The organism is Chryseobacterium sp. DZ-32, assembly GCF_059587025.1.
On the sequence record NZ_JCAIOM010000021.1, the window covers coordinates 1 to 23,505 of the forward strand.

The 23,505-nt window shown below is 32.3% G+C and carries 21 protein-coding genes; 16 read left to right on the forward strand and 5 right to left on the reverse strand.

The features are described from left to right. The 5 genes from AC59HC_RS19560 to AC59HC_RS19580 form a co-directional block, all read left to right on the forward strand. Window positions 1-969: thioesterase domain-containing protein (locus AC59HC_RS19560; protein ID WP_496559200.1), on the forward strand; the 969-nt coding region annotated here is incomplete at its 5' end. 371 nt (window positions 970-1,340) lie between these two features. Then, a complete protein-coding gene (locus AC59HC_RS19565) occupies window positions 1,341-1,733 on the forward strand; it encodes a hypothetical protein (protein ID WP_142718499.1) in 393 nt (130 codons plus the stop codon). 15 nt (window positions 1,734-1,748) lie between these two features. Next, window positions 1,749-2,786: an alpha/beta hydrolase gene (locus tag AC59HC_RS19570; RefSeq protein ID WP_142718498.1), complete on the forward strand. Its 1,038-nt coding sequence runs from the start codon at window positions 1,749-1,751 to the stop codon at window positions 2,784-2,786. 32 nt (window positions 2,787-2,818) lie between these two features. Then, entirely contained in the window at window positions 2,819-3,418 is a 600-nt protein-coding gene (locus AC59HC_RS19575) for a hypothetical protein (RefSeq protein WP_496559201.1), read from the forward strand. 1,048 nt (window positions 3,419-4,466) lie between these two features. Continuing rightward, a complete protein-coding gene (locus tag AC59HC_RS19580) occupies window positions 4,467-5,060 on the forward strand; it encodes a Crp/Fnr family transcriptional regulator (RefSeq protein WP_142718496.1) in 594 nt (197 codons plus the stop codon). A 306-nt stretch (window positions 5,061-5,366) separates the two neighbouring features. Here AC59HC_RS19580 and AC59HC_RS19585 read toward each other — a convergent pair whose 3' ends face one another. From AC59HC_RS19585 to AC59HC_RS19595, 3 genes are all read right to left on the reverse strand, one after another. Continuing rightward, window positions 5,367-6,566 (reverse strand): hypothetical protein, encoded by a 1,200-nt coding sequence (locus AC59HC_RS19585; RefSeq protein WP_496559202.1) that lies wholly within the window; start codon window positions 6,564-6,566, stop codon window positions 5,367-5,369. Next, window positions 6,500-6,907, reverse strand: coding sequence for a hypothetical protein (locus AC59HC_RS19590; protein ID WP_142718494.1), 408 nt, complete (start codon window positions 6,905-6,907; stop codon window positions 6,500-6,502). The genes AC59HC_RS19585 and AC59HC_RS19590 overlap by 67 nt, the downstream gene beginning before the upstream one ends. Window positions 6,908-7,424: 517 nt before the next feature. Continuing rightward, window positions 7,425-8,195: a YdcF family protein gene (locus AC59HC_RS19595; RefSeq protein ID WP_142718493.1), complete on the reverse strand. Its 771-nt coding sequence runs from the start codon at window positions 8,193-8,195 to the stop codon at window positions 7,425-7,427. A gap of 343 nt (window positions 8,196-8,538) precedes the next feature. Here AC59HC_RS19595 and AC59HC_RS19600 point away from each other — a divergent pair, with 343 nt between their 5' ends. The 10 genes from AC59HC_RS19600 to AC59HC_RS19645 all read left to right on the forward strand — a co-directional run bounded on the left by AC59HC_RS19600 (window position 8,539) and on the right by AC59HC_RS19645 (window position 19,020). Next, the gene (locus tag AC59HC_RS19600) at window positions 8,539-8,940 is read left to right on the forward strand and encodes a lipocalin family protein (protein WP_142718492.1); all 402 of its coding nucleotides are present in this window, start codon (window positions 8,539-8,541) and stop codon (window positions 8,938-8,940) included. 673 nt (window positions 8,941-9,613) lie between these two features. Next, window positions 9,614-10,024 (forward strand): lipocalin family protein, encoded by a 411-nt coding sequence (locus AC59HC_RS19605; RefSeq protein WP_142718491.1) that lies wholly within the window; start codon window positions 9,614-9,616, stop codon window positions 10,022-10,024. A 1,040-nt stretch (window positions 10,025-11,064) separates the two neighbouring features. Then, entirely contained in the window at window positions 11,065-12,483 is a 1,419-nt protein-coding gene (locus AC59HC_RS19610) for a peroxiredoxin family protein (RefSeq protein ID WP_142718490.1), read from the forward strand. Window positions 12,484-12,499: 16 nt separating this feature from the next. Then, window positions 12,500-12,850, forward strand: a complete 351-nt coding sequence (locus AC59HC_RS19615) for a helix-turn-helix domain-containing protein (RefSeq protein WP_142718489.1) — start codon at window positions 12,500-12,502, stop codon at window positions 12,848-12,850. Window positions 12,851-12,895: 45 nt separating this feature from the next. Continuing rightward, window positions 12,896-13,351, forward strand: a complete 456-nt coding sequence (locus tag AC59HC_RS19620; protein ID WP_142718488.1) for a transposase — start codon at window positions 12,896-12,898, stop codon at window positions 13,349-13,351. A gap of 38 nt (window positions 13,352-13,389) precedes the next feature. Further along, window positions 13,390-13,989 carry a DUF6759 domain-containing protein gene (locus AC59HC_RS19625; RefSeq protein ID WP_496559203.1) on the forward strand — a complete coding sequence of 200 codons (600 nt, stop codon included), beginning with the start codon at window positions 13,390-13,392 and terminating at the stop codon, window positions 13,987-13,989. A gap of 220 nt (window positions 13,990-14,209) precedes the next feature. Beyond that, window positions 14,210-15,253: a Dabb family protein gene (locus tag AC59HC_RS19630; protein WP_496559204.1), complete on the forward strand. Its 1,044-nt coding sequence runs from the start codon at window positions 14,210-14,212 to the stop codon at window positions 15,251-15,253. 155 nt (window positions 15,254-15,408) lie between these two features. Next, the gene (locus tag AC59HC_RS19635) at window positions 15,409-16,356 is read left to right on the forward strand and encodes a glycosyltransferase family 2 protein (protein WP_142718485.1); all 948 of its coding nucleotides are present in this window, start codon (window positions 15,409-15,411) and stop codon (window positions 16,354-16,356) included. A gap of 439 nt (window positions 16,357-16,795) precedes the next feature. Then, on the forward strand, window positions 16,796-17,158 hold the full coding sequence (locus AC59HC_RS19640) for a phage tail-like protein (protein WP_142718484.1): 363 nt from the start codon (window positions 16,796-16,798) through the stop codon (window positions 17,156-17,158). Further along, on the forward strand, window positions 17,158-19,020 hold the full coding sequence (locus AC59HC_RS19645; protein WP_496559205.1) for a phage tail-like protein: 1,863 nt from the start codon (window positions 17,158-17,160) through the stop codon (window positions 19,018-19,020). Before AC59HC_RS19640 ends, AC59HC_RS19645 begins: the two co-directional genes overlap by 1 nt. Before the next feature lie 271 nt (window positions 19,021-19,291). Here the strand turns inward: AC59HC_RS19645 and AC59HC_RS19650 are convergent, their stop codons facing one another. Then, window positions 19,292-20,524, reverse strand: a complete 1,233-nt coding sequence (locus AC59HC_RS19650; RefSeq protein ID WP_142718482.1) for a helix-turn-helix transcriptional regulator — start codon at window positions 20,522-20,524, stop codon at window positions 19,292-19,294. A 365-nt stretch (window positions 20,525-20,889) separates the two neighbouring features. Then, a complete protein-coding gene (locus AC59HC_RS19655) occupies window positions 20,890-21,507 on the reverse strand; it encodes a response regulator (protein WP_228451561.1) in 618 nt (205 codons plus the stop codon). Between the two features lie 1,230 nt (window positions 21,508-22,737). On the opposite strand from AC59HC_RS19655, the gene AC59HC_RS19660 reads away from it, so the two are divergent. Further along, on the forward strand, window positions 22,738-23,163 hold the full coding sequence (locus AC59HC_RS19660; protein ID WP_142718481.1) for a hypothetical protein: 426 nt from the start codon (window positions 22,738-22,740) through the stop codon (window positions 23,161-23,163). Window positions 23,164-23,505: the final 342 nt, after the last annotated feature.

Sequence of the window (23,505 nt, forward strand, 5' to 3'; positions counted from 1 at the left end):
GTGGAGATTTACGGAGAAATGCTAGGTCTAGATTCAGATCATATCAGTATCCATGATGATTTTTTCCGATTGGGAGGTAATAGTATTATGGCTATTAAACTGGTCAATAAAATTTATCAGCGAACGGGGATACAAGCTAAGGTTATCGATATTTTTAATGAAAAGACGATTAACAAACTAAGCTTGGTTATCAATCACTATGAACCTGAATATAAAGCAGTCATTCCTTTAAACCATGTTACTGACAAACCCAGTGCTTTTATGATCCACCCGGGAGGAGCGGGATGTGAAGTATATAAGGGACTCGCTGAAAAGCTAAGACCTTATTGTCAATGCTATGGAGTGGATTCTTATAATTTATACAATGATGAAAAAATAACCAATCTTAATGATTTGGCTATGTACTATCTAAACCATATCGAAGTAATACAGAAATCCAGCCAACAGAAAGAGTATATTTTGGTAGGATGGTGTTTAGGGGGACAGATTGCTCTGGAGATCGCTTCAATTTTAGAAAGCAGGGGTCATAAAAATATTATAATATTGATGTTGGATACTATACTCAGAGGTGAAGATGCAAAACTGATGGAGCTTTCTTCCGTGCCTAGTGATGATGAAATAAGTGAAGAATTTAAAGCACCTGTAGACAGTGAACTTTTTTTAGCGTCCAAAAAGTTTGCGTTGGCTGAACATTGTATTGTTGGACAAAAAATTACTACCCGTTTGAGATTTACAAGGATGGTATTATTAAAAGCTATGGTTAAAGGGGGAAAAGAAAGCCAGTTACTTTTTGATCATATTCATCAGTTGGATTGTAATAATTTGGACAAAACAATAGAAAATTCCGATTTATTAATGGTGTATCCAGTTGAGGCATCACACCAGGAAATTATAAAAGAAGAGGAGTTTATTATAGATATTATTAAAAGATTAATCCATGATCCACAAAAAATGATTCCATTATTTTAAAGAAGACTTTTATAGGTTTTTGATTTGGTTAGGTTGGCAACCAGGATATATTCCTGGTTGCTTTTTTATTATAATTGTAACCAGATTCTATTACTTATATTCTTATTCGCTCTCAACACGAGATACAAATGATTTCTAAAAGAACTTATAATATAAAAACGCACTAATGGTAGTTATAATTTTACATTAAATTCTATATAAATCTACATTTGTCTTTTAGTTTTCATATCGCATAAGTATTAAATTTACATAGATAAGTAGGGGAACTACATTTTCATCGCAAGCTTTACAGTTAACAACAATGGTGGGGTAACTGCTCCATGATATTTTGGCATTGTTGCTAACCATAACAAATTAAATAATGTATTGCCATGAAAAAAAAAATATTTTTCTTTTTAATAATACTGATCTATTCAGTAACAGCATGTGAACAGCCTGGGAAAACAAAATTATTTAAGGCTGAAAAACAGATTCATTCTAATCATATTATTAAGAACGTTTATCTTGACGATCAATTCGCAGAGGATGAAATGGAGGTTATTCTCAACAATACGACCAATACGGTAACCATACATCTGGACGGAGAGACTCATGAGCTTAAGAAAAGTATAGATTTACCGGAATATACTGCTGAAAATAGTGAATATAGATATACTGATATTAATGGAGAAATCACTTTTTTAAACAGAAATCTTGATATGATCGTTTTTCATCATACAGCGGAACCCAAACGACAAAAAAAACTTAGAAAAGTATCCTACTAATAATTCTGAATAACCATGGAAATAATATTTATGAACAAAGCTTTCAAGGCAATGAAGCTGATTGCGATCAAGTTCTGTATGTGCTTTATAATTCTAGGCAGTGGATCCTTAATATTTTGTCAGATCAGCCTGTGGCCGGAAGTTATGCTGATCCGCCTTGCTTTCAACAAAAATGGTAAAAAAACTGCAAAGGCTCTTCAGCCTTTTGTACCTGCCGGGATTGCTACAATAAGTAATCTGCAATATCAGAAAGATGACAAGGACGCTTATCTTGATGTATATTATCCTCAATCTATGATCAAAATCCGCAAAGTACTACCCACTATTATGTGGATTCATGGTGGGGGATGGGTGTCCGGAAGTAAAGAGAATGTTGCTAATTACTGTAAAATTCTTGCAGCAAAAGGATTTACAGTAATTGCTATCAATTATTCCATCGCTCCAGAACATACCTATCCTACACCTGTCATTCAGGCTAATCAGGCATTGGACTATCTTATAAATAACTATAAGAATCTTCATGTAGATCCTGATTCCATCATCATTGCCGGTGATTCAGGCGGGGCTCATGTTGCTGCACAGTTAGCCAATATTATTTCTGAACCTTCGTATGCTTCGGAAATGAAAATGTTTCCTTCGATAACAAGGGCGCAGCTTTCAGGTGTAATTTTATTTTGTGGCGCATACGATCTCAATCAGGTTGATTTCGAGGGAAAGTATAAAGGTTTCTTAAAGACAGTCCTTTGGGCGTATACCGGAACGGAGGATTTTATGACTGATCCAAAGATTGCTCCTGCTTCTGTTTATAATTATATTTCTTCCACGTTTCCACCAACATTTATCAGTGTGGGGAATGGGGATCCTTTAGCGAATCAATCCCATTCATTAGCCCGTAAACTGACTCAAATGAATGTCAAAGTTGATTCTTTATTTTATCCCAAAGATTATAGTCCGGTATTACCTCATGAATATCAGTTTAATTTGAAGGGAGATGCAGGAAAAGAGGCTCTAAAAAAGGTTTCAGCTTTTTTATCTTCCGGGATTAGGAAATAATAAATTCCAACTAATCATATAAAAATAATACCATGAAAAAATTATCTCTTCTATTTATTGTTCTTGCCTCGTTTTTACACGCCCAGACATTGGAATTGACAGATGGTGATTACACCTATACCAAAACCATAAATACCGACAAACAGAAAAAAGAGCTTTATATAATTCTGAAAAAATGGATTATAAGTAATTCTTCTCTATATACCCTGAATAAGGATGACCAAAGGTCAGGTATTCTTTCCTTTGAAGAGAGGCTACCCTTAGTGCATTATAATGATTCCCAATCTACTATTCCTTCCTACACCAATGTTATTGAGATTACCAACAAGCAGATAATGTACCGAGTGGAGCATATTGTATTTCAGGATATATTTGGTGGAATGACAAATACCAGAAATGATTATCAAAGTCTGCTTAAAAGAATTGCTCTTTCAGTGTCAACAATTAATCAGCTTAAGGACCAACTAAACAAGGAAAGAAATATTAAAAATAGATTTAATTTCAGGAAAGAAATTTCGGCAGAAAATGAAAAGTTAAGTAAGCTTAATAACATTAATATGCTGTTGACAGAACACTTTACCTCTAATGTTGAAGCTATTGCCCAACAAATAAGCGGGACTTATCAGAAGTAGGCTTATAGTGTTTTTTTGACATCTGGGTATGGATAAAACTACAGTTTATTAGGATGTTATATGTGATATATATGGTACATTTACAATACAAAACATACATAGAGAAATTCACATTTTTTTATAGTTAATTGTACGGTGTGAAAAAATGGGATGGGCGTAGTTTAACATAACTAAATTCTATTATCATAATTTGTGGTTATCGCCGGAGAATTCATCCCGCTCCGGCATTTTAACCAAAATAGTCATACAACTGAAATACAGCAGATAGATTCCTCAGGATCTCTAAATGAAATAATATAATATTGGTTTTTATAAATGGTTGGTTTTCAGGAAAGGTGGTTTATCAAAAAATTGAAGATAAACTATTGATTTCACTTAATTTTATGCCAGCCGTAATTGATAATTACGGCTGGCTTTTTTAAAATACCAGTACTCATAAAAAACGATTAATTAAGCCCTAATCTATTGTAAAGTTGAACCTGCCATATTCTTACTATTTCACCTAACATCATGGAAGTCATTGCACTGTTGTAGGAATTGGGAATTAGTTTCAAGGGGACAGTTCTTCCGCCAAGAACATTATTACCGAAGGAGAAGAAACAGGTGGAAGTTTGGATGGATATCCTTCCTGTAAATACTGTGCAACTAATTCTATAATGCCAATCATTATTATTAAGAAGGTTGATGTTAATATGATGATTCCTGACATGGCTACAATCACAACAAATAAAATAAAGGGATCAGTCAGTACTTTAGAAAGTTTACCAGAAGTTGAATGGAGTGTAGAACTTTTATACATATAATTTATTAATATTTTCAGTACGAACAGGAAAATCACCCAACAATAGTTGTTTTTAAGATTAGAATAAATTATTTGATATTACCATAATGTTGAATTTTATAGTAGGAATAAAGAAGGATGAATTTTTTTCTGTATATTTTTGAATATTAATGTGTGGTAGAAATAATTGATTACGGTATGTTATTTGATGTAATATGAATTAATTTTTTACTAACAATTTTATTGCTTAAATGAAAAATTAACGATATGATAATTAGTGAAGATCTGTTACTTTCACATGGAGCAACCTATGAAGAATTTCATACAAAAGATGTGATTTTTAGTGAAGGTACATTACCAAGGTTTTACTTTCAGGTTGTAAAAGGAACTGTTGAACTAAATAACTTTCAGGAAGATGGACGCGAGTTTATACAGGGTATAATTTCTGACGGACAAAGTTTAGGTGAATCATTGTTGTTTATTGAACAGCCCTACCCAATGAATGCAATTGCAAAAACTGATTGCAAAATTTTAAAATTACCTGCTTCGGATTTTCTATCTTTAGTACAGCAGAATAAAGATGTAATGATGACTGTATTTAAATTTATGTCAGAAAGATTACTCTATAAATATATTATGCTTTTTAGCATTGCTTCGGGTGATCCTCAAATGAAAATTAAAACATTACTTGATTATATTAAAACGATCAATGGTTATAAAGAACAGAGCTTTATAGTACCCTATACTAGACAACAGCTTGCTAATTTAACTGGACTGAGAGTAGAAACAGTAATCAGGACAATTAAGAAAATGGCAGATTTTAGGATAATAAGATTAAATAAAAAGAAAATTGAATATTAAAAAAACCTCCATAAGGAGGTAAAAAGATTAGACATTTTATCAATAAAAGTTTAAAAAATATTCCAGTAAAGTAAGCCGAAAAAATCTTGAAAGTTGATTTACCAGGTAAATCGCTTACTTTATATACCACCTAATATTTCAAAGAAATAACTATAAACAGTACCATTCGTATTGGTAACTCGTAATTCTCCATTATCTTGATCTATACTAATTTTCGTTGTACCAAGATTAGAATTGACCCAACTGATACTAGTGTCTGTACGGGTAAATGATTTTGGATTCCCATCATATCCTTTTATTGTGACATCAACTAGTATTAAGATGATTATAATCCATACCAATTATGGTAAAATCACCATAAGTATAAGCAGCAGCTCTTCCGTTGTTTGTATCATCACTATTATCAACATAATGTACAAATCGAATTCTTGCTATCAAATTTATTTTAGGGAAAGTAGCTATCAGGGCATTTCCTCCAGGTCTATATCCCCCGGAAACTCTTGTGTAACCATTTGGAGCAAAACGAACTGTTCCATCTGTAGTGCTGGCATAAAGAGGTTCGTTTGTTCCGTTCATTAATCTGTTTGGGATATTGTCAGCTACAGTTTGACTTATTCGTGCAGTTCCTTCAATGTCCATAGTTTTTTTTGGAGACGTTGTGCCTATCCCTAGATTTCCAACTGAACTTAAAACCATTGCCGGTGCCTTGTCTGTCGCAGATCCAGCATGAAATTGAAGGATACCAGAGCTTACTCCAACTCCATAAAAAGAGTTGCCAGTAGCATTGTTATAGAGTGCAAGTTTTTTCCCAAGTACATCATTAGGGCTACTTCCAATATTAGATCCCAGATCTAATGTGTTATTTGGTGCAGTTGTTCCAATACCTACTTTTCCTGCAGAATTTAATACCATTCCAGGAGACTTAGCAGAAGTTGAACCTGCATGGAATTGAAGAATATCGGTGCTGCTTCCCAATCCATAAAAATCAGTTCCGTCCGCATTATTGTAGACTGCCAACTTTTCACCAAGCACGTCTGTTGCATTACTTGCTAAGTATAACCCAAGATCTAATGTGTTGTGGGGTGCAGTTGTTCCAATACCTACTTTTCCTGAAGAACTTAACACCATTCCTGGAGATATAGTGGGACCGGAGCCCGCATGAAACTGTAGGATTCCAGCATTTACTCCCAGTCCGTAAAAATCAGTACCTGCTGTATTATTGTATACAGCAAGTTTTTTCCCTAACATATCACCAGATGTGGTTCCAATATTTGGACCGAGATCCAGTAAATGATTAGGGGCAGCAGTGCCAATTCCTATATTTCCAATAGGATTTATACGAAACCGTTCTCCATCGGAAGTTCTGAATATTAAATCACTTAATAATGTAGTTCCATCTCCACGATAATAAGAATTTATCGAAGATCCTCCTGAAATATTTAATATACCAGCTGTTCTTGGACTAAAATAGATTGAACCAATAAAATCGTTAGGGGCAAGATCCATTGGAGTAGCTGAAGTTCTATTGGAGTAGCTGAAGTTCCATTGGATGAATGTAGGATAATTGCTGGTCCATTTGATGTTCCAAATCCTTTAAAAGAATATTGGTCTCCCGAAACATTTTCGATATTATAGGAAATAGATTTTACGGATTGTCGGGTATTCTCTTTAAAGGACTTTGGCATTACGAGAGCTGTATCCTTTCCGTGTTTTTTAACGGAAGAGTTTGTAGCTACTTTAGATTTAATTTCTTTACTATTTGTTTTTTTTGATTTAGAAAAGTTTGTTTGAATTTGCGCTGAGGTTAAGGAGAAAACCAAGATACACAAGAAAGCTAATTTTTTCATGGTTGTAGGTATTTCATGTTTCATTATTAAGTAAATAATATCTTAGAGATATTTTCATGGTATAAAAATCTAAATATCAGTGCTATTTAATAGTTAAATCTAATTGTCTGCTAATTATCAAATAATATGATATTTATCTTTTATGTTCTGAATAAAATAATCCAGCATAACATACATTGTAGAACAACAGAGATTATCAGACTATTTATTTCAATAAATCAGCGTGTCACCTACACTTTAAAATTAGATACAAAAGTCATTAGTCGAAAATATATATATGTAGTTTTTAATTAACCGTTTATAGTTTTTTCGTTACAAAATAGGAGGTTATTTGCTATGGTAAATACAGCAGATAGATTTCTTAGGATCTCTAAATGAAATAGTATAATATTGGTTTTTCAGGAAGGTGGTTTATTAAAAAATTGAAGATGATCTATTGATTTTACTTAATTTTTTGCCAATCGTAATTGATAATTATGGCTGGCTTTTTTAAAATACTACTACTCATAAAAGATGATTAATTAAGCCCTAATCTATTGTAAAGTTGAACCTGCCATATTCCTACTATTTCACCTAACATCATGGAAGTCATTGCACTGTTATAGGAATTGGGAATCACTGTAAGATGGGTATTAATTAAATCGGAAGGACATGGTACTGGATGTACACCAAAAGTTTTAAAGATTACTGCAGCTCTTTTGATATGAAAACCTGAAGTGACAAGATATACTTTTGAAGAGGATAATTTTCTTAATATCACACTTGAATATTTGGCATTTTCATATGTATTCATACTCCTCTCTTCCTTAATAATGTCGGTTTCAGGAACGCCCATTTCGGTAAGAACCTTGGCATACAATACTGCTTCAGAGCTCCCATTGTGATTTCCGTTTCCGGATGCCAATATTTTGCATGGTTGTTTATTTTGCTTAGCATTCTGATATAATTTAAACGCTGCAATAAGTCTTGAGTAAGAAATGAGGTTGGATTCCTGGGTTTCATTCAAGCGGACAGTTCCTCCGCCAAGAATCACTATTACTGAAGGAGAAGAAACAGGTGGAAGTTTGGATGTATATTCTTCCTGTAAATACTGTGCAGTTAATTTACCTACAATGCCAGTCGTTATTATTAAGATGGTTGATGTTAATATGATGATTCCTAACAAGGCAGCCTTATATTTATTCTTTTTCCTAAGAATAACAATTATTATAGCCATTACAACAAATAAAATAAAGGGATCAGTCAGTATTTTAAGCACTGAAAAAATAGCATTTAATAGTATTTTCATGTTTGATTATTTAAAATTAATAAATTTTGGAGAAATGAATTTCAAAATAAATACAAAACCATTTTGCGAGGGGTGAAAATACAAAAAACACACTATAACAGATCTTTATTTCATTAATAATCAAGAAAATACTAATCTTTAAAAAATGGTGTAGTGATAATTTTACATTATTCTCAACGTAAATCTATATTGCATTTATCTTTGTTAAAAAAGATATGATTTAATTTTACAGAATTATCATTAAAATATAAGGTATGGTGCTTAAATATAATACAATTAGAAATAATACTTATAATAATCATTTTATATTAATAATTTTTGAAAACTCTAAATTTTACATGTTATGAAAAAACAAACTATTTTATGGATCGCCCTCGGTGTATTGACCGCGTGTAATTCTCCTTCAGGAAATAAGAATTCAGACTCTACTAAAGATATTAATTCACAAAGAGTCAAACTTATAGGAAAGTGGCTTCAGCCTATTCCCGGTATGGAAAGTGAAAAACAAGGCTTTGAACTCTATGAAAACGGAGTGGCTACATCACTGAATATTCACACTTTGCAATACGACAAATGGATGGTTTCACAGGATACTCTTTTCCTTTGGTATCATACAGAGGGTGTCCAGCAAGTTTCAAACGGTGTTGATACTCTAATAATCAAAAAACTGGATGTGAACAATCTGGTGGTTTCTTCTGCAGGAACCAATACTTCTGATGAAGATACATACACCAAAGAAAAATAACTGAAGATTTCTATTCCATCAAACCAAAGCATTAATCAAAAAACTACTAAATACTAGTGATAATGCAACTTTAAATAATTTTATATTCAAAATGTAGCTCTTTACATTTGATCATTAATGATCAATCTACATGATTTACACGCTATCATATTATTAAATTTGGGTACCTGGCAGAGTACAACTTATGCCAGGTTTTTACTGATTTCACCTACAAAAATCTATAACAATACATAAATAAAGATAAGTAAGAACAAAAAAATTGAAAAGGTTGAATTTATCATGAGGTTCGAAGAACCTAAGCGCTAAGTATAAATACAGACTTACTGTATTTTTATTATAAAAATAATTTGTTAGAGCTTCATAGTCATATTCATTAAGAATCTAATTTTCATCCTTAGTGTTTGGGTTTAAATACCTCAGTGCGACAAGATATTGTCGCACGTTTTATTTTATGTCTGTACTATTAAAACTTTCCTGATTTCTTTTCATGCAAAATAGTGAAAAAACTATAATTTACTAGTGATAATATGACTTGTGTTCAGTGTTGTAATTAATAATAAGAGTATACATTTGTACTATAACATTGAGTTAAAAAGCAATTATAAAATTGAAATGTGGACTTGAATATACCGGTGAAGTTTTTATAATTACTTCCAACTTAAATTATATAAATATGAAAAAATTAATTCTTCTAACTTTTGCCTGTATGTTGTCCGCTTGCAATCCGTTTTCGGAAAAGAAGATAACTAAGGGTTTTTCATCTACAGCCTCAGTTCCTAATCCCTACAGGGAGAAGCTGATTGGAAAGTGGTTACAGCCTATTGCTGGTCAGCAAAAAGAAAAACAGGGTTTTGAATTACAGGAAAATGGTACTGCCTCTTCACTTAATATTCATACGTTGCTATATGATGGGTGGAAATTATCTGAAGACACAATTTACTTATCTTATCACACTGAAGGTGTCAAACTGATCTCTAAAGGAATCGATACCCTTGTCATTAAAGAAGTTGATGATAGTGAACTGATCCTCTCTCCTATTGGAATCAATGTCAGCGATGCAGAATTTTATCATAAGGAAAACTAAATAAATATTCAATTAAAATAATAAGACACTTTCTACCCCTGATTTATAATGCATAGTTTCTGATTTGTTTGGCGTTTTTCTTAGGTAGGTTCCGTTAAATACTATTGAGCGGATAAAACTAATAAAAATAAGGAACCTTTCTTATAAACTTCGGTTAAGTGCCGGGATAACAGTATAGCAGAAGTATATATTTTTTCATGTCAAAACATAATGCTATCCTTATTATTTTAATTTTGAGCGCCCGGCACTGATCGTGCAACCAATGCCGGGCCTTTTCTTAAGTATATCTTTTTTAACATCAGAGTCAGTAATTTAATTACTATTTTTTTTTCATCCTTAGTCTTTTTGGGTTTACCCTTTGTGTGGCAAATATATTTTGCCACATTTTTTATGTTTAAAACTGACCGATTATCAATTGTAAATAGTTAAAAAACTACAGTTAGATAGTTGTAATATGACTGTTAATCAATGTTTTTTTTGCCCAGGAGATCCTAAATTTGTTTGAGATACTTTCTTAATGACTTAATGTGTTTTCAGCTTTAAGATAAATTAAGTTAGTATATAGACAAAATCATCTCAATCAATTTATTAGGATTAAAACAATAAATAATCATTAAATGTTATATAAATGAAAAAGTATATATTATTTGTTTTTAGTATTTTATGCTCAGGCAGGTAGGGATCAATAACTGTGTTTCACCTTAAATCTAATAATTGGTATTGATTAGCACATTAATAGACTATTTTATAGGGTTTGTTTCTTCATTCAAACCCGTGCAGCAAAGAAATTTGCTGCACTTTATTAAAATATAAGCTCATTATTAATAATAATTATGAACAATATGGGAGCATAGTCCGTAGCTGCTGCTGAGAACTATTTTGAGTAGTAAAAAAGATTGTACAAGCATTTTATTTTTACTTGGCTAGCAGTACGGCGCCCCCACCAAAATACCAAAGAATATCAGTAATTGCATTTTAAGAAATTGTCAATAAAAGAAACTTAAAAAAACTAATTACCCATTTTAATTTCATTAAATTTTATGTACTACAAAAACAAACTCATACTGATTATCATTTTCTTAAGTACTACCATTAGTATTTCAGGGCAATCTGTCAGCATGTATTTTCCTCACTTTGCCGGCAAGACTTATGACTTTATTCTTTTTCAAGGAAAAGATACTAAGGTTCAAAAAGGAACCATACCTGCTGATGGTAGGTTTACTTTGGAAGTTCCCAAAGAGCTATCTCCCTACACGGGAATGTCCAGATGGCTGATTACCGGAACCCAGGAAGGGGGAGGTCTTGATATGATTATCCCTGGCCACAACTTTTCTGTAGAATGCACTTCTGCTATACCGGATAATAAAAATATCATCTATAAAAACAACGATGAAAACAGCTTTTTGAATTCCCGATATAGCGCACAAAAATCAATTGTTGACCGCTTTGTTGCCATGAACATGGTGATCAAAGCTTATCCAAAGGATGATAAAAACTACAGCCTTTATCAAAAAGAGCTGGCTATACAAAAAGACCGTTATACAGGTTTTCAGAAGAATCTTGAGAAAAACAAGGACTATGCATCCGGTTTTCTGCAAACCGTAAATCTCACCAATGGACTCGGAGGAGCTTTAAAGGAAAATGAAGAGGACAATAGAAAAGAAATTCTTCGCACAATCACAGAAAATATTTCGTGGACCAGTCTTTATTCTTCGGGACATTGGGATGGCGTTATTGCGATATTTACAGACCTTGAAGAAAAAAAAGACGGTGGGCAGATTTTTACAACTGACTTTAAGCGTATAGGAGATCGAATTTCAGACAATAAGCTCTATACTGAATTTACAGACCGAATTACCTATTATCTCACTCAATCTGGGAATGATAATATCATTGCAAAGCTTTCTCCGATTGTTTTAGGTTCTGGTAAAATTACCTCTTATAATGGTATTCTGTCAGTATATCAGAAAGCGACTCCGGGCAATAAAGCACCGGATCTTACCATTAGCTCATTTGAAAATGGCTCTAATGTTGCCAAAAAAATAGATTTTACAGATGCTCAATACCAGAAGACCCTTCTTGTATTTTACTTGTCAGACTGTGGACATTGCGAAACGGAGATGAAAATGCTTGCTGAAAAGCAGGGGGATCTTCTCAAAAGTAAAATCCGTTTGATTGCTATTTCCGGAGATACAGATCAGAAAGTTTTTAAAGACGGTGTTGATAAACTGCAGTGGAAAGCTACTTTATCCTGTGACCTTCAGGGAATGAAAGGAGACAATTTTATGAATTACGGCGTTCATGCAACTCCTACATTATTCGTTATTGATCAGCGCGGAAACATTGTTACCCGTGAAAGTACTGCAGAGTCTGCACTAAAAGCACTTGCCGATCCGTCAACAGAATTATGGAGAAAAATACGAAAACCTCCACGACCTTATGTAGCACCTCAGCAATAAAATGCAAAATATTAATATGAAAAATACCAAAAAAAGAAAGTCTCCGGCATCTAGAGTGCCTGACTATAAAAGAATATATACAGACCTTATCACGTTAAAATATCCGCATCTTATGGAAAGATGCAGAGTCTTTCTCGAAAAGGACCATCTGATGAGTTATGATGTATTGAAACTTAGTGGAATTATTACCGGAAAGGATGATCATGAAGCGATATCTTTTAATGCAAGGCATAAGTCTTATGATCCTAATACGATTCTAAGAATTCTTGACTACCAGAAAAAGTATAAATGCAGCAATCTACAGCTTGCCCAATATTTCAGGCTGAGTCGGAATACGGTTGCAAAATGGAAAAAATTATTTTTATAACCGATTATTTCATTAATCAATTTAATTCATCAAAACGGGTAAGTAATGAATTCTAATATATTTAAAAATATACATATTGGAACACTTTTAAAGAAAAGGGTTCTGGAACTAAATATCAACGAATCAAGAATTTGTTCCTTCTTATCATTAAGTCCAGTAGAGGTTTTGGATATGTACAAGAAGGAAAGTATTGATTCTAATTATCTGCTGATGTGGAGTAAACTATTGGAATATGATTTTTTTCGTATTTATTCACAGCATCTGATTTTATATGCACCGGCGGCATCTACTATCACACGAAATACATCCACTAGTGATCAGAGTTCAATGCCTAAATTCAGAAAAAATATCTATACAAAAGAAGTTATTGATTTTATGACCGAACTTATAACAACTCAACAGAAAACGGTTAATGAGATAACTTTAGAATATGGGATTCCAAAAAGTACCTTAAATAAGTGGATAGCCAAATACACAAAAAGCAAAACCGAGGCTGATTAGTCATATTAGTTTCTAAATTTAATTACATATAAAACACAATGATGAAAGAAATAGTAAAAGTTAAGCTTTTGCTTATTATGGCTGTAATGTTGATTCAATGCAGTGGAACAAAAAGTCTAAATAGTATTCTCGTAAGTAATAATATTAACGAGATTCAAAATTATCTTAAGAGATCCCATTCGGATGATCCTAAGAATGCTTTATTAAAGAAAAGGATTATAGATCTTAAAAATGATGAGTGGATGAAAAGATCAAGGGATTCAAAGCCTATTGAAATCAGACCACTGACTGTGAATAAAGACTGTGATTCAGATGTTGATCCGGAGAAATTTGAAAAACTTTTACAGGCTGACAAAATTAAGCACAAGGATAAGACTGCTGATTTTTTGAATGAAATGTTTAGCAGTAATCGCGATTCACCTAATGCAATACTTGTTATTAAAAATCATAGTCATTGTAATACCATTCTACATATTATAGAAGGAATTGAAAAGTATGATCTTGCAGTGCCTCACGATGGTGAAAATTTTATAGTACTTGAAAAAGGTAAATACAGTATTAGTGGAAGTATTTGTGGAGCAAGATATGAAAAAGTAAAGGAACTTAATAGAGGAACTTGTTTGACATTAAGTCATTAACCTATCGTAAGATCCATTAAAAAAGTTTTCACTTGAATATTTATAGATATTTCAAAGATGGATTCGATAATTCGTATGGCATGTTTGTACAACAAATTATAAGAGCTTTAAAAGATTACAGATGATTGATCATTTAGTTACATTTCAATTTTACAACAATCCGCTTTTTGCTAAAAAAGATAGGCAAACTCTAAGGGAAAGAGGATTCAAAAGTTATATTATGAATGAACGGGCCATTCTGACTGATTTCATGATATCTGAAACTACTGAGGGTGTATACTTGAAGGTTTTCGATGAGGATTTCGATAGCATTAAAGAGATTTTACAGGAAGAAAAGATAAACGAAAAAGGAAAACTAATTCCGGATGGGGGTGACGTTCTTTGGGAATATTGTGAAATTGTTAATCAGTATACGATGAGTAGGTATAAGAATGGCTCAAAGCTGTTCAGGATTTTATGTGTTGGAATTCTGACCGTATTGGCATTTTCTGCTTTATCGTGTGATCCGAAATTTGAGGTAGTACAACCAAGACAGAGGATTGAAAGATTGGTTTTAATCAGATTAAAAAAAGATCTTTCTGAGGAAAAAAAAGAGGAATTTTTACGAAAAATTACGGAATTAGGCAGTTCTTTAAAAAACGGAAAACTCTATTTAAAAATAGAATATGGTTTTCAGAATAGTAAAGAAGGCCTGAATGCAGGATATGATGTAGGAATAAGGATTTCTTTCCGTTCTTATGAGGATCGGGATTATTTTGACGGAAAGTTATATGAATCGGAGAGCTCCATATTGACATATAGAGATTTCAAAGATTCACTGACACCTTATATGGATCCAGACAATGAGCTTTTCTGTTTTGATTTTTTAAGTAATGAAAAAGGAAAAGGAGATGTTCCAGGAAAAGAATACAGATTGGACCACTGGGTTTTGTTCAAATTCCGAAAGGATTTAACAGAGGCTGAAAAGCAGATGGTAATTGACCGTTTTATGGAACTTAAAAATTCACTTAAAAACGGCAAACCTTATATTCAGTTTATTGAATATGGTTATGAGAATAATAAGTCTGCAGCAGATCTTAATTTTGAAATAGCGTTCCATCTTAGCTTTTTATCACTGGAAGACCGTAATTATTATGTTGGAAAGCCTTTTCAAAATAATCCTAAACATTTTGATCCTATGCATGATAAGTTCAAAAGTTTTGTAGGTTCATACTTGGACCCGATTGGCGGTGTTCTTGTTTTTGATTATGATGTTATAAAATAGCAGTGCATTTTCAGAACTCCATCTACTTATTGAAAATAGTCGTCTCTTAATCATATATAACCTTCGAACATCATTTTTATTCAAAACTGTAGATTGTAGAGAGAATCTTTTCTCTGCTTGAATATGAATGAAGCAGAAGATTAAAAATTTATTTAATGAAAATTTCCGTTATTATCCCTGTCTGTAATGCAGAAGTACTTATTACAAATGCTGTTGAATCTGCTTTACAATTTGGAGAAGTTTACGAAGTTATCCTTATTGAAGATGGGTCTTATGACCAATCATTAAGTGTCTGTCAAGATCTAGTGCATAAGCATGAAAGAGTGAAGCTTTTTCAACATTCTGATTTGCAAAACCATGGAGTTTCTGCAAGCAGAAATCTTGGAATTGAAAAATCAAAAGGAGATTATCTTGCATTTCTTAATGCTCACGATCACTATCTTCCCAACCGATTTGATGCCGAAAAGGAAATGTTTGAAAATAGCAGAGTAGAGGGGATTTATGGTGCTCTGGGGGTTCATTATCACTCAAAAAAAGCAAAAGATAAATATTTTCATCTTTATAGGAATTATTTGACAACTGTTTGTGAAAAATGTCCTCCTGAGGTAGTTTTTGCCGGTCAACTGACTTTAGGAAATCTTTTTGGAAAACTGCATATCGATACATTGACTCTGCGAAAAGAATCTTTCATGAAAAAAATGAAAGATTTTTTTAAACCTATACCGTTTTATACAGATATTGATTTTCTACTGCGGACGTCTTTCTATCTTAATCTATATTCTGGTATTATCAATAATCCCATAGCGATGAGAGGTATTTATGTGCCAGATAGGATCAGTCTTATTATCCCGGATAAGGTAAATCCTGCTACGAAAAAGGTCATTTTATGGAAAGAACTTCATGAGTGGGCTAAGATGGAGGATTCTATTCCAGAAGAAATTAAAATACATATACGAAGAATGTACCAAAGCTTTAGCATTGGAGACGCTTCTTTTTTAAGAAAATGGAAAATGATATTCAAATATATAATTACAGATTACACCATTATTCGTGCTGATATCTATAACAACAATTTCAGGGATTCTTTATTTTTATTCAATTAACTTTTTACATTGATTATTAACTAGGTTATTTATACCAATCAAATAATATTTTTTGTATATTTCCTTTTATCAATCCGATCTTCTGAGGTCGGATTATTTTTTTAGATATATTCTAGAATAAACTATAAATCATCTATTATAGAACATTACTTATTTTATTGCTTGTTCGAGAGTTAATAAAAATGAATTGAAAAGTTTCTGCATTATATAATGTATTGTAAGTCGTTTAGAATGAGTCTATTGTTTGTTGTATATGATTTGTATATACTGATTTCTAGAATGTATACTAATTGTAATGTGATATTTTATGCATATCTGTTTTAAAATATAATCTTTGTCCCCTTGTATTATCAATATGCGATCGTTCGTATCAATTCATTTCTTAACCTTAAGAAATATAGAAATATTAATTTTTTTATTAACCAATAATAGATTACAAATGAAAAAAAATTTGCTTGCTATTATTTGCTTTGTTTCCGGTTTTGTTTATTCCCAGCAAAATGGAAGTGTGGGAATAAGTAAGGGTTCTTCATTCCGCCCGGACATAAAAGCAATAGTAGATGTCGATTCTAAAGATGCAGGTGCATTATTTCCACGATTAACCACTTTGGAAAGAGATGCAATAGCTGTTTCTGTACAAGAGGATGGTCTCCTTATTTATAACACGGATGAAAAGTGTTTTGATTACTACCAAGCTTTGTCCGGTACATGGAAACAGATGTGTGGAAATGTGGACTCTTCAGTTCCTAAACCACATCTGAAGCTTCTTCAACAAAGTAAAAATTCTAAAAAGAAAAAATAATGAAAAAAATATTTTATTTTATTCTATTGCAGCTAAGTTGTATTGCCTTTGCGCAAGTCGGAATCGGTACAACGAGTCCTAATGCCAAATCCATGCTTGATGTTGTTTCCAATACAAAAGGGGTTCTGTTACCAAGGATGTCACAGGTCCAGCGAGATGCTATATTACCAGGAACTATTGACGCCAACCGGGATGGGCTATTGATTTATAATACCGATACAGGATGTTATAACTATTGGAATATTACACAGAAAAAATGGGTGTCATTATGCCAGACTTCATGTGATCCCTCAACATTTGCTGATTTTACCATGAATTGCAGTCAGTTTCCAGCTGCTGATACTAATACTTATGCAACAGGTAGTTCTGTTTCCGGAAATACCATAACGGTAAGCGTTGATGTCACGCATATTGGGCCTTATGCTATCAATATTATTTCGGATAATGGAATTTCATATTCAGCAGTTGGTACATTTACAACTACCGGGGTGCAAAATGTAACCATCGCTAATGCTAATGGATCTCCTTCTTCATCAACAATAAACTTTACAGTCAAAAGCAATGGTATATCAGTATGTACCTATACTAAAAACTCTTCAGGGAGTGTCGCTGCTTATAATTATAATTGTACCATGGCAACGGTTACTCCGACTATGATCCAAGGGGTATCGGGAACAGGTATTGTAAAAGTTCCGGTAATTATAACAGGAACAAAAGATATTCCAGCTATTAATCAAACCATTAATGGAGTTTCCTATACGTTTGCAGGTATTTCCGGGGCAACATCAGCAATAACTTCTATTGATATGGCTTATAGTGGGACACCTAGCACGGCCAATACAAGTTTATCAATGACCAATTCTGATGGATCATTATGTAATATTGATATTTCTCATCCGGCTGTCAATGCTGCCATTTTTACATGCTCCAGCGTTTCTGTTACAGGCACATATACAGTGGCAACTGAACTCACAAGCTCTAATAAAGTTTATGTAACAGTAAACGTTTCACAACCAGGTAAACTCAGATTGTTATCAACGGATAAAAACGGGATACTGTTTGATAGTGGAGAACTCACTGTGACTACAGGAGCTCAGACGGTTATTCTGAAAGCTGCAATCGCTAAAACGGGTAAGTTCCCTATGACTGCTGAGGAGGTTTCTATGGGAGCGAATGGAAGTAATAATCAATCTTCTACTTACAGCATTAACAATACTATTAACGGTGGCTCACATGTAGGTTGCTCATTTAGTATTGATGTAAAACCTAAAGTTTGGCAAACCATGTATAACGGAGAAGCTAATTCACGTCAATATGGTGCGGATAACGGTATGATAAGACTGGAGATGCAGGATAATTCAAATTTCCAGCTAGGTGTTCCGGGGTATTATAAAGTATGGGTGAAAAATCTTACAGGATCTACAATGTCAACTTCGGTGTATATAAAATCGAGTGATGATCCGCTGCAGGAAAAGAAATGGAATGGCTCTATCAATTCTAATGAAGCATTAGGTTCTATAGACTGTTATTTGCAGGCCAATACGAGTAAACCTATCACAACGGGAGAAATCGGAGCTCATGCCGGTCCGAATGTTCTTCTTCCTGAGTTAAGTGAAACAGGAGCCACATTTACTTTATACAACACATCAGGTAGTAAATGGTTTAATGGGTTAGGCAATAAGAAATTTAAGTACCGTCTAATTTTTAACTCAAGGGATCATGCCCTTAAAGGAACTAATATGGCTGTAGTATTATATGGAATTTATGATACCTCTGTTTCAGTATCCAATTACAATCCGGGTGAACTACCAATGACACCAGGGGGGGCTGGTGGAAACCCTCTTACAGGGTATTGGCCGTAAATATCTAATTGATACCTGCTATAATAAATATTTTAATGACAAAGGGAGTAATAAAATTATTACTCCCTTTACTATAATAATGTTTTTCATTTCAATTTAATGGCTATACTCTTTTATTTTTTAGGGATATTACATTTCATTATTCCTTAATCCGCTACATAACTGGATTTATGTACTATTCCTGAATCAAACTCATTTTATGAAGCCTAATTGAAAGCTATTGGAATTAATAATTTCTTGTATGTTATTGAATATAAAATATGATTGCGGTCTACGCTATTTCTCCTAGGTTTTTAATGAAATCACATAAATCATCATTTTTATTCAGACCAATCTTTTGCTTTAATCTATATTTGGTTACCCTTACGGTTTTAGGATCTACTTTTAAAATATTCGATATCTGAAAATTATTCAGATTAAGATAAATATAGGCTGCGTATTTCAGATCCAGATGGGTAAGTTTGTTTTTAGAAATTTTTTGAATTCGATTAAAAAAGTTAGGATGAACTTCCTCTGTCATATGTTTAAGCTCATTGAAATCATGATCGACCAGTTGGTCTTCTTTTAATATTTTTTTAAGATTGATTTCATTATTCTCTATGCTGTTCTTTAGCTCGTTGAGTACCACATTTTTGGAATTAAGATGAAGTGATGTTGCAATAGCTTGTTTTTGAAGCTTTTGGCGTTGCAGGGTTAGTATCTGCTGCTGTGCTTTAAGGTCATTCTTTTCTGTAGTGAGGAGATGGGTTTGATGTCTGTTTATCTTTTGCTTGTACTGCAAGATAAACATCAAAATAATACTTCCTATTCCTGCTGATAAAGTCATTATCAGAAAGACAAATTTTTGTTTTATATATTTCTTATTTTTTGCTTTCAGTTCTTTAATAAGCTGATTTTTCTGGTCTATATGATAAAAAATTTCCAATGATTTGTTGTCATTTTCTAAATCAATCAAAAGCGGACTTTTTGATTCGACAGCATACTCAACAGCTTTTATGGAATTCTCTTTGATTTCCTTTAAATTGTTATCTTCATCACTATTGGTAATGATCAAATATCTGGTCTTAAGATTGTAAAACATACTGATCAGAAAATTTTCATTTTTTAAACCTTTGAGAATTGTAAATCCTCTATAATAGCTTTTTAAAAACAGATCAAATTCTTTGCGGCTGAGATAATATTTTGCATATCCATATTGTACATACGCCAGGTCTACCGGTCTGTTTGTTTTTTCGGAAATATCATTTGCTCTTTTTAGTAAGTCAGCTCTTTTTTGTGATTGAAGTAACGCATTATAATGTAAGGATAATCCGATATAACCAACAACTTTTTTGGAGTCATCAAAGGAATGAATAAAGTTTTCATCTATTATACGTTCTGCTTTATCAAAATTATTATACTTCAGATAGCACAACACGGACTGCATATTCTGATTGGAATCACTTTGAGCAGGGGCGAAGAAAGAGGTACATAATAAGATAAATAAAAGAAATGTTTTCATCATTGATAGTGCTAAATCCTTTAAGGAAAGAGTAAATTTTTTATTCTAGTTTATTTAGAAAAGGTATTGTTTGAGATACTGAGTTTCGGAATCAATTGCTTGAACTCTGCTTTCTCAGGAATTACCATGGGTATAGAATTTGTGATGGTTGTATGTTTTTATCTGAAGAGTTTCATACCAATTGTTTAAGAGCAGATATGCTTGGGCTGATCAGACAAAATTAAAAAGATGTTTTTTATTATCTGGCAGATCTGGAGTAATATTATTGCTACTTCGTTGTCGTTTTAAAATTAAATTTCAATAGAAGTTTTTCGAAAATAAGTTCAAAAAAAGCCGGTTAATAATAACCGGCCTTATTCTGTATTATATCAGCTGTAATACTTATTGTGAAGATGCACCAACTCTGCGATGGAATGGACGTTGAGTTTTTTAAATATTCTAAGCTTGTGGGTACTAACCGTAGACATATGTATGTTCAGAATGTTAGATATTTCCAGAATACCGTTTCCCTCCACCAGCCGATGGTAAATTTCGGCTTCTCTTTCTGATAGCATATCCAAAGGTCTTGTCATTTTGTTGGAAGGGTTAAAGTCGTTATTGATAACTTCATGCAGTAATGCTTGCGGATAATAATATCCTGAAGTAAAAATAGAGTTTACCGCTTCAATAATCTTGGTGTCTTCACAGGATTTGTTAAGGTAGCCGTTAGCGCCTGCTGATAGATAGGATATCGCTTGGCTTTCTTTATGACTTGTGAAAATAAGAATACTAATGTCATTTTGTAGTTTTCTTATATCCTTTATCATATGTTCAAAAGTGCTGCCCGGCATTTCGAGGTCAAGAATCAGCATGTCATAGTTCTTTTCATTTAATTTCTCAAGAACTTCATGAAAACTTTCTGCATGATCAATACAAAAATCGGGATGAGCGCCTTCAAGAATTATAGCAGTACCCATTCTTACAACGTAATGATCGTCCGCTATCATGATGTTTTTTTTCATAATTGTCAACATTTTAATTTTAGGTTTTTAATTTCTACTTTTTGTCCTTTTGGGTATATTATGGTTAAAGTTATTTAAGTCTTAATTTTGTTGAATAGAAGGATAAGCTTCAGTCCTTAATCGAATCCTTTTTCTGTAGCTGAGCATCCTCAACCCAAATTCAGTGGAGGTTGTTTGGATGATATTCCGTTTCTATCACTGCTGATTATATAAACAAATGGATTATCATAATCCATATCAATTACGATATTACCCTCAATGGTTTTTTACAGTATTTTTAATGATATTATGTACAATTGCTCCCCAACAGTGATTATTAGTTTATATATATAGGATTGAACGTAATACAGGTATCTTTGACATTGTATTGTAAAAGTCTGTTATCTGTTATATAATTTTGCTACTCAAGGGCAGGCTGAGGGTTGGATTAAAAAAATTAAATAATAAAAAAATATAAGTCTATATTCCATACTTAACATATTTGGTTTTCATTTATATCTATAGAGAGTGATTATTAGCACATGTAAATAAAATTCGTATTATTTTGAATTTATTTTTTTTGATTTCTAATTTATGAATAATTTAAAAAAATAAATATTTTGTATTTAATTTTCTTAATATTATATTAAAATATAATATTTTAGTGTTTTTTTTGTAGATAATATAATTCTTACGTATGTGAGTATTTTATTTGTTATAAAATTTTTAACTAAAATTTTTAACAAAATGAATAGATTTTACGAATAAATGGATTGGTTTGTTTGACAATTTGTAATTGCGGTGAAGGATAGCGTTAATTAGCACCGTACATTTTAGGGTGAATAGTAGATATTTTCTCATCTTGTCTTTATTTAAAACAAATTTAGGTCATAGAATTATCTTCCGTTGTAGTTTTGTATTTCATTTAATATAGTATTATGTTTCATTTTATATAGATTTACATCTACACCTTCGATGAATATGCTGTATTTTTTTAATAATTAAAGGCGAATATCGAAGGTGAAATTCATTCGGTTGTAGTTATAATTTTGTGTTTGTATAGTGATAAAACTATAGTATTTCCTGTTGTAAAAGTTTTTAAAAAATGTAAATTTAGATCATGAAAAAGAATAACTAATAACCTTCGTATAAATTAATCTGAGAGGCAAAACGACTGCTGAACATTGGATTTAATTTCGTAATGGTTTATTGTTTAAAATTTACAATGATAAAATTATGACTATTAAAAACATTATATCAAAAGAAGATGGGAAGACTATAGTGTTTTACAAACATAGGGCCTCATGGATTGCGTATGAACAAAGTGCATACTATTTATGGCAGACAGGTGAGTATATTCCTGAAGTAAGGCATATGAAATACCTCAGAAAACATGTTGTCAGTATTAATTTCCCAAATACACTTCTACCAGAGATTGTCAATAATCTTTCAACTTTTGGATTAATAGCGGTTGAGAAAGACCGCGTTCAAATAGTGTTAAGAAAAAAAATGAATAAGCGTCATTTTATACATTGGAAGGAAAGTATTTATTACAGAAATTTTAAAGAAAATGTTCTTTCTTTTTCGTTGGAAACAAAGACCTCTGTAGAAGCTTATCAATTTTTACGGAAGGTACAGCAGAACCTTAATAATCATTTGTAGAATTTTAGATCAATCACTTTCAACTATATTATTTTATGTTTTACCATTTCCTGTAAAAACGGGAAATGGTTTTTTTAGCTTAACAGTGATTTACCATAGTATGATACTTGTGTAATTAAAAAACTATATATGATTCGTGATAATGCTACGTGTTGTGGTCAGTATAATTATTATTTTGTTCTTATGTTTGTATAACAGATTTTTAATTCATTTTTAGCAAAGTGATGAGAAAAATGATGAAGTTCCCTCACAGGGTTTTAAACCTAAAGCCCTGTATTTTTTCAATTACTAAAAACTTTATTTTCATAATTCATTTGATGAAGGAATCCAGATTACAGTTTA